We start from the raw sequence: 14,377 nt of genomic DNA, 5'->3' as shown, positions 1-14,377 counted from the left end.
TTTTTATTTTCCAGGTGGTATAATTCTCTAAAAGACACTCTGGAGGCTATGACTATGAAATTGCCGAAAATTGGTTTTGTTGGAACAGGCGTTATGGGGAAAAGTATGGCTGGTCATTTACTGACAGCCGGTTATTCCGTGATGGTTTATAATCGGACGAAAGCAAAGGCGAAGCAACTGTTAGAGCAAGGCGCCTTATGGGCGGAAACCGTCGCTATGATGGCGCAAAGCTGCGATATTATTATTACGATGGTTGGTTATCCGAAGGATGTGGAAGAGACCTATTTAGCTCCTAGCGGACTTATCGCGCAGGCTAAGGCTGGAACGATTCTTATAGATATGACAACTTCTTCACCGCTTTTAGCAAAAAAACTTTATGAAGCCGGAAAAGCACGCGATGTGGCCGTGCTTGATGCGCCTGTTTCCGGCGGTGATGTGGGGGCTCGGCAGGCCAAGTTATCCATTATGGTGGGCGGTGAGGCCAAGGTTTTCGAAACGGCCCTGCCTATTTTTCAGTGCCTTGGCACCAATATTGTGAAACAAGGCGGTCCTGGTGCGGGGCAGCATACAAAAATGTGCAATCAGATTGCCATTGCTTCAAATATGATGGGGGTTTGTGAAGCCATGGCTTACGCCAGAGAGGCCGGACTTGACCCACAGCAGGTTCTCACAAGTATTGCTACAGGGGCTGCAGCTAGTTTTTCTTTAAGTAATTTAGCGCCGCGCATGCTTTCTGGGGATCAAGCGCCTGGTTTTTATGTGAAACATTTTATTAAAGATATGAAGATTGCCTTGGAAGCGGCGGCGGAAATGAAGCTGGCTTTGCCAGGTCTTGCTTTAGCGAAAGAGCTATATGAACAACTTGCGACAGCAGGCCATGAAAATAGCGGTACTCAGGCTTTATATCTTTTATATCAGGCCCATAATGAATAGAAAAAATTCTTTGGGCGATTTTCCGGTGATAGAAGCTGTTTTTATTAGGCGGCCCAATCGTTTTGTTGTGATTTGTACAGTGAATGGACAGGAAACAACTGCCTATATGCCGAACCCTGGAAGAATGTGGGAGCTTTTATTTGCCGGTGTAGCTCTCTATGTAAAGAAAAATCCACCAGAACAAAAATTGCCTTATACGGTTTTGGCTGTGAAGCGGGAAGACACTTGGATCATGCTGCACACGCACTGGGCCAATGATGTAGCGGAAGTGCTTTTGCGCTCAGGTCAGGTTCCAGGACTAGAAACAGCTACGGTAGTGAGGCGGGAAGTGAAATTTGGCCAGCATCGCTTTGATTTTTTGTTGACTAAAGATGAAAAGCCTTATTATCTCGAAGTGAAATCCTGTACGCTCTTTGAAGGATCTGTGGCTATGTTTCCTGATGCGATTACCGAACGGGGACGTAGTCATGTAGAAACCTTGACGCAATTGGCCCAAGCGGAGATCGGCTGTGGTGTTCTCATTTTAATTCACTGGCCCTATGCACGCTACTTTCTGCCTGACTACCATACGGATTTTGCCTTTGCCCAGACTTTTTGCGCTGCTAGCGGTAAAGTAGATTTTTATCCTCTCGCGCTAAATTGGCACGACCAATTAGCCTATGAAGTGATGCCGCAGCAAGTTACAATTCCTTGGGATTTTTTAAGGGAAGAAGTGCAAGACAGCGGTTATTATTTAGCGCTGTTTCAGTTTACGGCAAAAACTGCTGTAGTGGCGACAGCAGGGGAGACCTTCGATTTGTTGCCAGGCTACTATCTTTATGCGGGCAAAGTGAGCGAGAACTTGACGCAGGCAATCAATCGACTAATGCGGCAACGTAAGAAGCCGATTACCTTGGCGGAAAATCTACGTAGTAAATCAGCGAGTTGCAAAGTTTTTGCAATCCGGACGACAGAAGCTTTTGACCAGCAGCTTCATAATGTTTTAGAGGAGTTGGCTCTGGCGCGGCAAGTGATCCAGGGGTCGCCTCGTGAAATGGAGGAAGCCGTGCAGTTTTATAAGCTTGCGGGAAATCCGGTGCAAGACCGTCGATTTATAGCGCTATTACAATTCTTCCGTATGGAGCGCCTTACGACTGAATTAGAGTTGAAGAAATGATGTATCGGTTTACTTAAATGAAACGATAGAAGGGAACTACATTTACTTATGAAAAAATGGATTGATCAGGCTTCACTATGGATTTTTGATCGCTCTTTGTCGATTAGTTTTATGATTCTTTTAGCTACGATCCTTTGGATTGGGGCCAATGTGTTTTATCAAGATATGTCAGGTATTGATTTGCGTCAGTTAGGGCGAGATGGTAAAGAACTTGGCAAAGTATCGCTGCTGTTTGCGTTTGGCGCTTTTGCTTATTATGGCTTGCGCGAGTTTTATATTTATGGCCGTAAAAAAATTCCTTTGGTAGCAAAGTACCAGGCTAACTTCCAGTTTGCTGTGACGGTTCTAAGACGGCTGCATATTTGGTTTGGTGTTTTGGCGATTACCTTGGCAATTGACCATGGTTATTTATTATGGAGTATTTGGAATGTGCGTCATCCGGGTCTGGATTCTTTGCAGCGAGGAGCAGGATCGGGTTTTTTGGCGTTGGCCTTCCTCGGCTGTTTGGCTATTTCGGGACTTTTGATCCGACGTTATGCTACAAAGCGATCTTGGCGGACCGGTCATCGGTTTGGCGCTTTGCTGTTCTTTGCCGGCTATTTAGTGCATCAGGCTAGATTTTTTTAAGTTTATTTTAGCAGCAAAGGGGTATTTCTTATGCGCTCTGTTACATTACTCCAAAGTAAGCTAACGATCCCTGCTTTAGAAAATGATGTAATTTTTCGCGAGAGTCTGATTCAGATGCTGCAAGAGGCTGCTCGTAAGCGCTTAGTTGTTTTTACTGCTGGTGCTGGCTATGGTAAGACAACCGTTTTAGTGCAATATTTAATGGGGAAAAAACGAATCTGCTGGTACAATCCTGGGCCGGAAGATGATAATGTATATACTTTTTCTTTGTATCTGGCCGGAGCGCTTGATGCTTTATTGCCGGGAATCCGTTTATGGTATGAAGAAAAAATCAGCGAAGAAGAAAAATTTGACTGGAAAATTGCTTTTTCACTGTTAATGGCTGGTATGGAGCTGTTTAGTTCCAAATCGCCAGCTAGTATACTGGTAATTGATGACTGGCATCATGTACAGGATAGTAGCGAAATTCGCCTTTTCTTTAATCGTTTTCTCGCTTGCCGACCGGAGTGGTTACAGGTTATTTTGCTATCAAGGCAGCAGGTGGCTTTAGCTGAAGTGGAGCGACTGCGAGCGAGCGACGAGGTTTTGGATATTACCGAAACGGAGCTTACTTTTTCTTTGACCGAAACAAAAAGCTTGCTCCAACAATTTCATAGCAAACTCAATCATAAGCAGCAGATCAAGCAGATTTATGAATATACCGAGGGGTGGGTTATTGCGATTCGGTTGTTCATGAATTATTGGCAAAAGGAGGGGCTATTTCCAGGGGAATCTTGGCAATTGGAACCAGATAAGCTAAAGGCTCTTTTTGAATATTTAGCCTATGATGTACTAGAAAGACAAACGCTAGAAATGCAGAACTTCCTATTGAAAACCGCTTTAACCGATTCTTTTTCCTTAGCCTACTGCAAAGAGGTTATGGGAGATCGGTTTTTTGCCGCTTTATTGGAGAAAGCCTTAAAAAAAGGTTTGTTTCTTTATAAAGTGGGACCTGATGTGTATCGCTATCATAATTTATTTCGTGAGTTTCTTTGTCGGGAAGCAAAATTTCGGATTGGCGACTTGGCGGCAACTTACAATAAAATCGGCCTTTTTTACAGAAAGCGAAAATTGATCGAACGGGCGCTACCGTTCTTGCTGTTAGCAGAAAATTGGCAAGCTCTTTGTGAATTACTTTGCGAAGAAGGCCGTCACTGGGTCAGCAGCGGTCGTGGTAAATTGCTCAAAAACTATATTGAGGAATTACCTGTCGAATATCGACAGCGTCCGGAGATTTATCTTGCTTTGGGCGACGATAGCCGTTTTGCCTGCCATTATGATCAAGCTATTGCCTGGTACAATCAGGCTAAGACTGCTTTTGACGCAGCAAAGTGTTCTAGTGGTTGGAGTAAGGCTATGCGAAGCATTGGCGAAACTTACGTTGATATTATTCAGCCAGTTCATGCGCAAAATTATCTTAAATTAGCTTATAAGGCGCTAGATGTAGAGCTGATGCAAGAAAAAGCAGCGATACTTGGACTGATGGCTGAAAATATGATTAACCGCGGCAATCCGCGGCGGGCCGAGCGGTATCGTCGCCTAATGACTGGACTTATGCCCTTGGGGTTAGAAGATAAAAATAATTTAGCAGCTCGTATTTTATTGCGAACAGGACGATTGAAAGAAGCAACGGAAATGCTGGAAAAACGCTATAGTCGTGAACAAGCATCCTATCACGTGCCGCGCTCGTTTCGTGAAACGACACTATTATTATCGCTTTGTTATACCTATACCGGCAAACAGGAAGCGGCGATTTCCTTGGCTCAGGCTGGTATTGCTTTGGCTGAGAAGATGCGCTCGCCCTTTGTTTTGGCGATTGCCTATGTGCGCAAGGGCCATGCTTTGCTTCTGCGTGAAGCCACAAGGAAAGAGGCCTGGGAACTTTACGGCAAGGCCCTAGAAATTGCGGAACGAATGGGAATTTCCCGCAGTAAAACAGAACTGCTGCAAGGCTTATCGCTGCTTCATGCATTGAAGGGCGACTGGACGAAGGCTCGTAAAATTGGTTTAGAAGGAATTGCCATTACTGAAACAGTACAGGACCGCTGGTTCACCGCTGTCTTATACCATACCTTGGGAATGGGAGCAGTCATGGTGGAAAATCAGGCAGATGCCAAAACTTTTTTGCAGAAAGGGTTAGCTTTATTTTCTGCGTGCGGTGATTCGTTTGGACAGGCCGTTTCTTTGTGGTGGCTCGCGCTTTTGGCGGCAAAGTTGGAACAACGGACGGAATTTCAAGAATTCTATCAGCAGTTTTCGCAACTTGTTGGGGAATATGGTTATGAGTTTTTGTTGGAAGGCCCTTCTTTGCTGGGAAATGTGGCCGCGTTATCTTATCAGCCTTTTGCGGAATGGTCGGCGGAATATGACGAGAGCGATAGGAACGGTGATAGAACCAACATCGAGTTGCGCATCAAGACGCTAGGCCCTTTGCAGCTGTGGCGGTACGGCGATGAAGTGGCGCCAAGAGAGTGGCGGCGCGGCAGTTCACGACAACTTTTGGGGCTGCTGTTGACAGAAAGAAACTGTTTAGTGAGTAAAGAGCGAATTATGTGCGAGTTATGGCCTGAGGTAAATCAACAAACAGCTTTGCGGAATTTTAAAGCTGCTTTGCATGATTTACTTGCTGTATTAGAGCCGTTGCGCCGTCCTCGTTCGCCTAGTTCTTATATTATAAGGAAAGGCAGCTGCTACCAATTGCTTTCTGAAAATATGGTAATTGATGTAAGTTGCTTTGAGACCGATTTAGCGAAGGGGATGAGGCTGGCCGAAGAAAGTTTAACTGATGATGATCAAGATAAGAATCAGAAGGCTCAAATGATCCTGGCAAACGCTTTGAAAGGGTATGAGGGCGAGTATTTGGCTGGCGAAAGTGGCAGTGATGCTGTGCAAAAAGAACGAGAACGACTCAGAACTTTGGCTGTAAACGGGGCTGAATTGTTAGCCTTGCTGCATATGAAGCGGCAAGAATATGAGCAGGCGCTAAGCTGGTCGCAATGGATTTTGCGTCAGGATATTTGTTGGGAGAAAGCCTATCAATTTATGTTGGAGCTATATGGTAAACAGGCAAATCAAGTGATGCTAGTACGGACGTATCAGCGGTGCGTAGATGTATTAGAGACAGAATTAAGTGTTACGCCTTCGCCTGAAACAGTAAAACTGTTCCGACGTTATCGGGAATAATCCTATATTTTCCTTGAAAACTGAAAATGTATCATTTCAAAAGGCCAAATTGCTAATTTTCGCAATTTGGCCTTTTTTGTGACTATTTCGTAACTTGTTAGTAACTTCCTTTCGTTACAATAAAAGCAATCTAATTAAAGGAGGCTGATATTGTGTTAGCTCAGGTGAATGGGATTCAGCTTTATTATGAAACAGCAGGCGAAGGTGAGGCCATTGTGTTTATTCATGGCCTCGGGGAGAATAGTAGTTCCTGGCAGCGGCAAATGGAAGCGTTTCAGAAAACGCATCGTGTTATTGCCATGGATCTTAGAGGGCATGGCCAAAGTGAAGACAATGACGCAGTCATTACGATGGAACTTTTTGCGCAGGATGTACTTGGACTCATGGATATCTTGCACATTGATCAAGCCCACTTTGTCGGTCACTCCATGGGCGGGCTGATTAGTCAAGAGATTGCAGCACATAATCTTTCGCGCATTCTTACGATGACCTTAAGTGATAGTGCTGGCTTTTATCCTCCGCCCATGGGAACAACAGGCTTAGAAACACGGTTGCATAATATCGACACTTTGCCGATGGCGCAAATGGCAGCAACAATTGCTACTGTGGCTTGTCGTCCTGATGTACCAGAAGCAGTAAAAGCCGATATTGAAGCGATGTTTGCTCAGAACCGCAAGAAATCGTATCGCGAGGCGACCATCGCTACGCTGCAGGCCGATTATCGCCACGAACATCATAAAATGACAGTACCTGTATTATTACTTGTTGGTGAGTTTGATCAAACTACGCCACTTTCTTATGCCCAGTTTTTGTTGGAAGCTTTGCCAAATGCTACGTTAAAAGTCATTTCGCAAGCAGCTCATATGACAAAAATGGAAAATCCCACGGAGTATAATGCGCTGCTTAGCGAATTTTTGCAAGGGGGGAAATAATATGGGCCAAGAAAAGAAATTCTTTTACGGCTGGTGGATTGTTTTCGTTGCCTTTTTATCGGTAGCGATTACTTATGGGACGAAAGGCGTTTTTGGCGTCGTTCAATTGCAGATGCTTGACGAGCTTCACTGGACACGAGCTTCGATTGCCGGTGCTATGTCGGCAAATATGCTTGTTTATGCTTTGGCAGCTCCCTTTGTTGGCAAATTTATGGATAAAGTCGGAATACGGACTGTTTTGATGGTTGGCGGGTTTTTGACAGGTGTTGCTTTTTTACTTGTCACGACAGTCACTGAGACTTGGCAGTTTTACTTATATTATGGTTTATTACTTGGTCTTGCCAATACGGGAATGGGCATGATTCCTGGTCCGACAGCGGTCAATCGTTGGTTTGTTCGTAAACGCGGCAGAGCTTTGTCGATAGCCTTGGTGGCGTCTCCCGGCGGTATCGCCGTGTTTACTTTTTTGGCGAAAGACTTGCTGCCGACAATTGGTTGGAAAGGTCTTGTAAGTATTATGGGGATTGCTTCTTTTGTTCTGGTCATACTGCCTGCTTATTTTTTTATGCGGTCTAATCCAGAAGAAATGGGACTGCTACCTGATGGCGATACGGAGAAACCGCAAGCGACGGTGGCCGCTGCAGCAGGACCGGATCAAAGCGGCGAACGGCAATGGACCTTAACGCAGCTATTTACATCACCATTAGCCCTTGGTGTGTTTTTCGCTTATTTTGTTATGGGTGGCAACGGCTGGGCGCAGCAAGTGCACCAGGTACCGCATTTGATTAAAATGGGTCTGAGCAAAGACGCGGCAACAGTTGCGCTTGGCATGAATATGATCCTTGCCGTATTATCTATGTTAATTTGGCCAGCTATTTCTGACTTTATTAAACGTCGTACTGCTGTTATTTTATCCTTACTCATTCAAGCGGCAGGGACCATGCTGCTGCTAAATGCGCATGATATGACCATGACTTATGCTTTTGTCGTGATTATGGGCATCTCTCATTATGGTAGCTATGGTTTGTTCTCCGCTTTTGCTGCGGATACGTTTGGACGGAAAAGTCTTGGCACGGTCAGCGGTGCTATGGCGATGATCGGAGCAGGCGGCGCAGCCCTTGGCATTTATGCTGGCGGAGCTATTTATGATGCTACAGGCAGTTACAATCTGCTCTGGCAAGTCGGTTTTGGCGGTCTCTTGGCAGGAGCGCTGCTGGTTTTTTTGATGCGGTCCAAAGATGCGGCACAAAGCACGACAGCAGGTCATGCTAGCTAAAGTGAGATGGGAGAGTGAGAGTGGTGCGAAGTAAAATCAAAATTTTATGTCTGGCATTGCTGCTGATTTGCTTCTCTGTACCAGGATATGCAATGTCCACACTGCTTCCTGGAGCACATACGGTCAATGTGATTGAATATGACGATCTTACTACGAATAATCCGGCTATTGGCGCTCTATCAGAAGCGCGGCGTGTGGCTCTAGGCGAAAATGATTGGTCTTCCGGAAAGCCAGTTCGTCCGGAATGGTATAAACCGAAATTGAAAATTCCCGGGAGGGAAGTCACGGGTTATTTCGAGGATTGCTATTTTTTAATTAGAATCCCGCAGAATTGGAATGGTCGACTTGTTGTTGTCGGGGCGCCAGGGTTTGGTGATGCTCGTTCAACTGACGCTGTAATTAGCGATTATGTCTTGACGAAAGTCGATGAGCAAGGCGGCAGCTATGCCTATGCTGTATGTGATAAGGGTACAACAGGCGAGCAAATCCCTGCTCCTGATGGGAAAATTTATCCTTGGGCGAAAGCCATGAACGCTTTAAGCAGTCAAGAGGATTCCTTAGAAGAATGGAATTTGCGGCTGCATCAGTTGACTGTTGCTGCGAAGTCGCTGCTAAAATCCTGGAAGGGCAAAGAACCTGTCTATACTTATTTATGGGGGTATTCGAACGGCGGTTATATAGCACGCTACGCCATTGAACAGGACAGTGCTTTATATGATGGCATGCTTGACTGGGAAGGTGTTCTCTGGCGAGCTAGAGAGGAGAATCTAATATCAAGTTTAACTACGGCAGTAAACTCCTGGGAGATACTGAAACAATCACAGGTCGATCCACTGCGGCGACAGCAGGCTATTGCGGCGTTAGAACGTTTGGGACTGCCAATCGAATCAGAATTTCTCTGGCCACTCCATGGTACGGCCTATTGGTTGCCCACACTAAATCTTCATCGAATGAAATACGATCCTGAGTACCTTACGCGTAATTGGTGGGAGTTTTTATCTCATCCTGAAGATTATCAGCATTATGATTGGTTGGCGCGGCCAGAATTTATTAAAGACCGTATCGCTCGTTTTGAAAATAACGGGAATATACAAAAACCAGTGATTACCGTTCATGGAACCTGGGATTCACTGCTCTTTGCGAATGTTCATGCGAAAGCCTATGAACGGCTGGTAAAGTCACAAGGTAAAGAAGCCATATACAGGCTGTATATGGTTGAACAAGGAAATCATTTTGAAGGTTTGGTTAATAAACCAGGCGTCGATTCAGAGCATAAATTACAGCCCTTGATGCCTTACGTACATCAATCTTTTGATGTACTTGTGAACTGGGTGGAAAAAGGGATTCCAGCGCCTGCCAGTATGACGCTGCCTGTTCCCGCCAATAAAGACAAGGCCATTGATCTTTGGACAGGTTATGAGATTGACAAATATTAAAAAGGCAGGGAAACCTTATGACATTGCGTAAGCTTGCGTATTTGACGCAGGGAAAGGGCTCTACAACTGTTGTCTTTATTCATGGAAATTTAGCTTCTTCTCAGTGGTGGAACATGGTCATGAAGCGGTTGGAATCTGCTTGTCAAATGATTGCTGTTGATTTAAACGGTTATGGTGCGAGCCAACCGGGACGTGAGGCTGTGACGCTAACGGATCACGCAAAAGATATACAAAAAACCTTAGATTCTATGGAATTAACAAGCTTTATTTTGGTCGGCCATTCCCTTGGCGGTGCTGTAGCTATGAAGTTTGCTGAATTGTTTCCCGAAAAGCTGCTGGGTCTGATTCTGATTGACTCTGTTTCTTTGCACGGACTCGATACGATGAATTATGCCGCCTTAGAGACGGTTGTTTCACAGGAAGAACTGCTGATCGCTTCTCTGCTACACACTTTAGCGGTTCCCGTAAGTCCGGAAATTAAAGAACTTATGACAAGAGAGTGTCTGAAAGCTAAGGCTGCGTTTATTCCCAATACACATGCTTTGGAAAGGGCTGATTTTAGCCAAATGGCGGCAGCTTTTGCGAAACCTGTTCTTATAATTCATGGGAAACTTGACAATGTGATTCCTTATGAAGCGGGGCAAGCGCTAGCCAAGGCTTTTCCAAGTGGTGAATTTATTCTATTTGATGCGGTTGGACATAATCCGCCGCTGGAAGATCCCGATTTGTTAACGGCGCAATTGGTGCGGTTTTTGGCAAAAGTATAAATGTGAGGAGTTTGGGGTAAAGGAGAGACGGGGAGGATATGAGAATAATGCATAAGCAAAAAAGCAAGAAAAGGATGCTAATGGCGCTAGTAATTTCTTGTTCAACTGTATTTTCTGGTACGGTGTGGGCGGCGCCAGAAACGTTTGCTGACGTTCCAATGCAACACTGGTCCTATCATGCCGTACAGGAGCTTGCCAAAGAGGGGATCATATCAGGTGATGCCGGTCGGTTTAATGGCGATCGTACCGTAACTCGCTATGAAATGGCAGTTATGATTGCCAATGGTATGACAAAAATGGCGAAAGCTGATGCGCAGCAAAAAGCAATGCTAGAAAAATTGGCGGCGGAATATGATAATGATTTAAAACAAATCGGTGCGCGGCTAGTCAAAGTAGAGGCTCAGGCGGCGCGCGCCGAAGCAAAGGCGAAAGTCAATTTCTTTTTTGATAATCGCTTGGAATATACCCATAATTCGCTTGATTCGAATAACAATACAGGCGCTTGGGCAACAAATGGCAAGGTGAAAGATAAAGATCAATTTATGGAACGGATTCGTATTTATATGAACGTGCCAGTCGGCGATCAATGGGACTGGAATGCGCGATTTGTTCAGGCAAAATGGAGTTTCAACTCAACAAGTGATACAGCTACAGCGACAAGTAACAATGGAACAGCCCGCTTTGATCGGTTTTGGTTGACTGGTAAGAATATGTTTGGCGGTACCGTAGAAATGGGAAAAATGCAATTGTATCCTGGTAAAGGTGCATTTTTTGGCAATACAGGCGACACGGAAGGGCTTTATTATACGAGGCAAAAAGGCAAGCTCACAGTTCGCTCTGGCGTAGCTCGCAGTAGTTATTTAGTAGCTTCAGGGCAGATGATTAATTTTGGCGAGGTGACCTATCGTCCGACAAAGACGATGGATATTGGCGCCTATGTTTTACGGCAAAACTATAATAATGGGATTAAAGATTTGAACCTTTTTGTAGTAAATGGCGCAGCAGAAGTGATTCCAGGCGGGTTAGCTTTGTCCTTTGAATATGCGAAAAATAGAGCAGATGATATTGCTTCCTTACGTTTCAAAGGTAAGCAGAGTGGTTACTTTATCGCTCTTCAGTCGAAGTATGCGGCAACCAATTATAATCCATCACTATATACGAATATGGTAAATCCCTTTAAACAGGGCGACAGCGGCTGGGGGATTTCTTATCGGCATATGCCGAGCGGCGTAGCCGGGTATGTGAATCGCGGCGCCTTTAGCTGGATACCACTCACGACAGATAGTGCTGGATCTTGGCAAAATACTTTTGATGGCATCAATGCTTGGCGCTTTGATTATGTTTATGTTCCATGGAAAAATGTGCAGTGGACTCTTACTTATGACAGAATCAAACCGATTAATGGAAATTGGACCAATAACAGCATTCAATCCACATTTAACTTTTTCTTCTAAACAAAATCATTTAGCTTCCGGCGACGCTGGAAGCTTTTGTCCTTTACAAGTGTACAAAATGATTAGTTTTGATTGACGTTTCTTTGCAGGCTATGATAATATGAACAAAAAGTCTGAAAAGGAGGAAAGTTTGTGGCGAAGTCGTTTAAAACAGGCGAGAGGGAAACCTTTTCTTCTGGTCTGGCGGTCTTTTTTGCAACATTAGGCTCAGCAGTTGGATTGGGAAATATATGGAAATTCCCTTATTTAACAGGCGAATACGGCGGGGGCGCTTTTTTACTGGTCTATTTTATTTGTATTTTGTTTATTGGCCTGCCGATTATGGTTGGTGAGTTTTACGTAGGTCGTAAGACGCGCAAAAATCCTGTTGGTGCTTATAAATCTTTAAAACCAGGCAGTGGCTGGCATACATCAGGCCTCATGGGTGTGGCGGCAGCGTATTTAATTATGTTTTTTTACAGTTGTGTGGCTGGCTGGGTGTACTTATACCTATTTAAGGCTCTAAAAGGGGATTTTGCAGGAATTACGATGGCGGCGGCCAAAAGTGAATTTGGCAGCACCATTGCCGGTCCTCTATCGCCAATTATCTGGCAGTTTATAGTGCTCTTGGTTGTTTGTGCGATTTTGGTAATGGGAGTACAGAAAGGGATTGAAAAGATTACGAAAACTTTAATGCCTTTGCTGTTTATCCTAATTATTATTTGTGATATCAGGGCCCTCACTTTACCGGGAGCTTCGGAAGGCCTGAATTTCTTATTCCAAGTGGATTTCAGTAAACTTACGTCGACAGCAATTTTAACTGCCATGGGACTGGCTTTCTTTAAGCTTTCACTTGGCATGGGCACGATGGTTACTTATGGCAGCTATTTTACGAAAGACAACCATCTTTTTGCTACCGCCGGAAAAGTAGCGCTGTCTGATACGGCTGTTTCTATGCTTGCTGGCATTGCGATTTTTCCTACGGTCTTTTCTTTTGGTATGGAGCCTGGTGCTGGACCGGGACTGCTCTTTATGACAATTCCGCTTGTTTTTTCGCAAATGCCTTTTGGCAGTATTTTGCTTGTAGCTTTTTTCTTTTTGACATCCATTGCAGCAACAACGGCCATGCTTTCCCTCGTGGAAGTGCCGACAGCCTATTGCGTAGAAGAGCGGAAAATGGGACGTTCAACAGCGGTTATTATGAATGGCGTCATTATCGCTCTAATTGGAATTCTAGCATCTTTATCAGTTGATAAGGATAGCTTGTTAGGCGGAGTGACCATTTTTGGTAAAGGGTTCTTTGACTTATTCGACTATATTTCCTCAAATATTCTTCTGCCTGTGGGTGGGCTATTAATTTCAATTTTTATTGGCTATGTGCTCAAAAAAGAAGATTTGAAACGCGAGCTTTCGAATGATGGCACTTTGTCGATTGACGGAATTTTTTCCGCTTTCTACTTTGTGATTCGTTATGTTACGCCGATTCTGCTTATTGTAGTTTTCTTAAATTCTATTGGGATTCTTAAGGTTTGACGCTACGGTAGTTTCAGTGGTAAAATAAAATGACGAAAGAAAAAATTGGCCTGCCCAGATTTTGGGCTGGGCCTTTTTCTACTTTGACAAAGGAGGTTGAGTGGTTGCTGTTACTGATAAAGCTCCTTTATTTTGTCGTAGATGTTATTTTACCGCTCTGTGTTGGTTATTTATTGCGACGATTTTCGGCTGGACGCCAAGCTTTTTTTGATAAGGTTATCGTAGTGAATTTGCTCGTGGTGTATCCTTTTTTGACGATCCTTTCTTTTTGGCAAATGAAAATTTCAATGCATATGCTATATTTGCCTATTCTTGGTGTGATTATGAGTTTTGTACCAGCCATGATCGCCTACCGCGGCAGTAAGAAAAAGTATCCTGATCCGCTTGATCAAGGCAGTTATATGCTTGCGGCTACTTTGTCTAATACTCTCACTTTAGGCGGCTTAGTCGCTTTTATTTTATATGGCGAACCGGGGTATGCTTATACGGTACTTATTTTACTTTTTGGAAATTTGATTTTGTTCCTGTTTTGTTTTCCCATGGCTCAGCACTATTACGATTTAAGTAAGGGTGATAAAAGTCATAGAATCTCATGGAAAAAGATTCTTTGGAATCGAAATCAATTACCAACCCTTAGTGTTTTTGTGGGACTCGGTCTTAGTATTAGTGGTTTTGAACGACCTGCGTTTTTTGAATGGATATTTCAAGCACTTGTCCATGTTGGCGCTTGGACAGCGTTAATTCCTGTAGGCTATGCTATGGATTTCGGCCAAATTCGTTCGCATTGGCGGCAAACTGCTGATTTACTATGGGTAAAGTTTATTGCTACTCCATTGATTTTGTTTGTCATGGCCTATCCTTTTGTTGAAGAAAAAGTCGCACTGTATACGCTTCTTGTTATTTCCAGCACGCCTACAGCCATTAATGCTGTGCTTACAGCTAGGCTATATCGTTTAAATATTCATATCGCTACAGCCTCTTTTGTATTAACAACTGGTTTTTACTTATTTTTGTTTGTACCTATTTTATTTTGGGTGCTTTTATAAATAAAGTCTTTATCAA

Annotated in this window: 11 protein-coding genes; all 11 read left to right on the top strand. The window is 44.1% G+C overall.

The features are described 5' to 3' along the window. Positions 1-39 precede the first annotated feature (39 nt). The 11 genes from AC0NJP_RS12645 (at position 40) to AC0NJP_RS12595 (ending at position 14,361) form a co-directional block, all read left to right on the top strand. Entirely contained in the window at positions 40-933 is an 894-nt protein-coding gene (locus tag AC0NJP_RS12645; RefSeq protein ID WP_474700088.1) for an NAD(P)-dependent oxidoreductase, read from the top strand. Continuing rightward, positions 926-2,089 carry a DNA/RNA nuclease SfsA gene (gene sfsA, locus AC0NJP_RS12640; protein ID WP_474700018.1) on the top strand — a complete coding sequence of 388 codons (1,164 nt, stop codon included), beginning with the start codon at positions 926-928 and terminating at the stop codon, positions 2,087-2,089. Before AC0NJP_RS12645 ends, sfsA begins: the two co-directional genes overlap by 8 nt. Before the next feature lie 48 nt (positions 2,090-2,137). Beyond that, positions 2,138-2,716, top strand: a complete 579-nt coding sequence (locus AC0NJP_RS12635; protein ID WP_474700017.1) for a hypothetical protein — start codon at positions 2,138-2,140, stop codon at positions 2,714-2,716. A 30-nt stretch (positions 2,717-2,746) separates the two neighbouring features. After that, on the top strand, positions 2,747-5,938 hold the full coding sequence (locus AC0NJP_RS12630; protein WP_474700016.1) for a winged helix-turn-helix domain-containing protein: 3,192 nt from the start codon (positions 2,747-2,749) through the stop codon (positions 5,936-5,938). A 152-nt stretch (positions 5,939-6,090) separates the two neighbouring features. Next, complete coding sequence (locus AC0NJP_RS12625; RefSeq protein ID WP_474700015.1) at positions 6,091-6,870, top strand: alpha/beta fold hydrolase; 780 nt, start codon at positions 6,091-6,093, stop codon at positions 6,868-6,870. Position 6,871: 1 nt separating this feature from the next. Next, positions 6,872-8,146 (top strand): MFS transporter, encoded by a 1,275-nt coding sequence (locus AC0NJP_RS12620; RefSeq protein ID WP_474700014.1) that lies wholly within the window; start codon positions 6,872-6,874, stop codon positions 8,144-8,146. 20 nt (positions 8,147-8,166) lie between these two features. After that, complete coding sequence (locus tag AC0NJP_RS12615) at positions 8,167-9,582, top strand: tannase/feruloyl esterase family alpha/beta hydrolase (RefSeq protein ID WP_474700013.1); 1,416 nt, start codon at positions 8,167-8,169, stop codon at positions 9,580-9,582. A 17-nt stretch (positions 9,583-9,599) separates the two neighbouring features. Continuing rightward, the gene (locus tag AC0NJP_RS12610; protein ID WP_474700012.1) at positions 9,600-10,349 is read left to right on the top strand and encodes an alpha/beta fold hydrolase; all 750 of its coding nucleotides are present in this window, start codon (positions 9,600-9,602) and stop codon (positions 10,347-10,349) included. Between the two features lie 47 nt (positions 10,350-10,396). Continuing rightward, a complete protein-coding gene (locus AC0NJP_RS12605; protein WP_474039367.1) occupies positions 10,397-11,803 on the top strand; it encodes an S-layer homology domain-containing protein in 1,407 nt (468 codons plus the stop codon). Positions 11,804-11,935: 132 nt separating this feature from the next. Then, entirely contained in the window at positions 11,936-13,315 is a 1,380-nt protein-coding gene (locus tag AC0NJP_RS12600; RefSeq protein WP_474039366.1) for a sodium-dependent transporter, read from the top strand. A 104-nt stretch (positions 13,316-13,419) separates the two neighbouring features. Further along, the gene (locus tag AC0NJP_RS12595; protein ID WP_474039365.1) at positions 13,420-14,361 is read left to right on the top strand and encodes an AEC family transporter; all 942 of its coding nucleotides are present in this window, start codon (positions 13,420-13,422) and stop codon (positions 14,359-14,361) included. Positions 14,362-14,377 lie beyond the last annotated feature (16 nt).

The sequence above is a fragment of the Pelorhabdus sp. sgz311002 genome (assembly GCF_056134285.1).
The sequence above is the reverse complement of the archived record's forward strand: the minus strand, read 5'-3'. Positions and strand labels throughout refer to the sequence as shown.

What these genes read in the sequence shown, in the direction of transcription:
- sfsA (WP_474700018.1), top strand. Translation starts at nt 926, where the DNA reads ATGAATAGAAAAAATTCTTTGGGCGATTTTCCGGTGATAGAAGCTGTT.
- AC0NJP_RS12635 (WP_474700017.1), top strand. Translation starts at nt 2,138, where the DNA reads ATGAAAAAATGGATTGATCAGGCTTCACTATGGATTTTTGATCGCTCT.
- AC0NJP_RS12630 (WP_474700016.1), top strand. Translation starts at nt 2,747, where the DNA reads ATGCGCTCTGTTACATTACTCCAAAGTAAGCTAACGATCCCTGCTTTA.
- AC0NJP_RS12620 (WP_474700014.1), top strand. Translation starts at nt 6,872, where the DNA reads ATGGGCCAAGAAAAGAAATTCTTTTACGGCTGGTGGATTGTTTTCGTT.
- AC0NJP_RS12610 (WP_474700012.1), top strand. Translation starts at nt 9,600, where the DNA reads ATGACATTGCGTAAGCTTGCGTATTTGACGCAGGGAAAGGGCTCTACA.
- AC0NJP_RS12605 (WP_474039367.1), top strand. Translation starts at nt 10,397, where the DNA reads ATGCATAAGCAAAAAAGCAAGAAAAGGATGCTAATGGCGCTAGTAATT.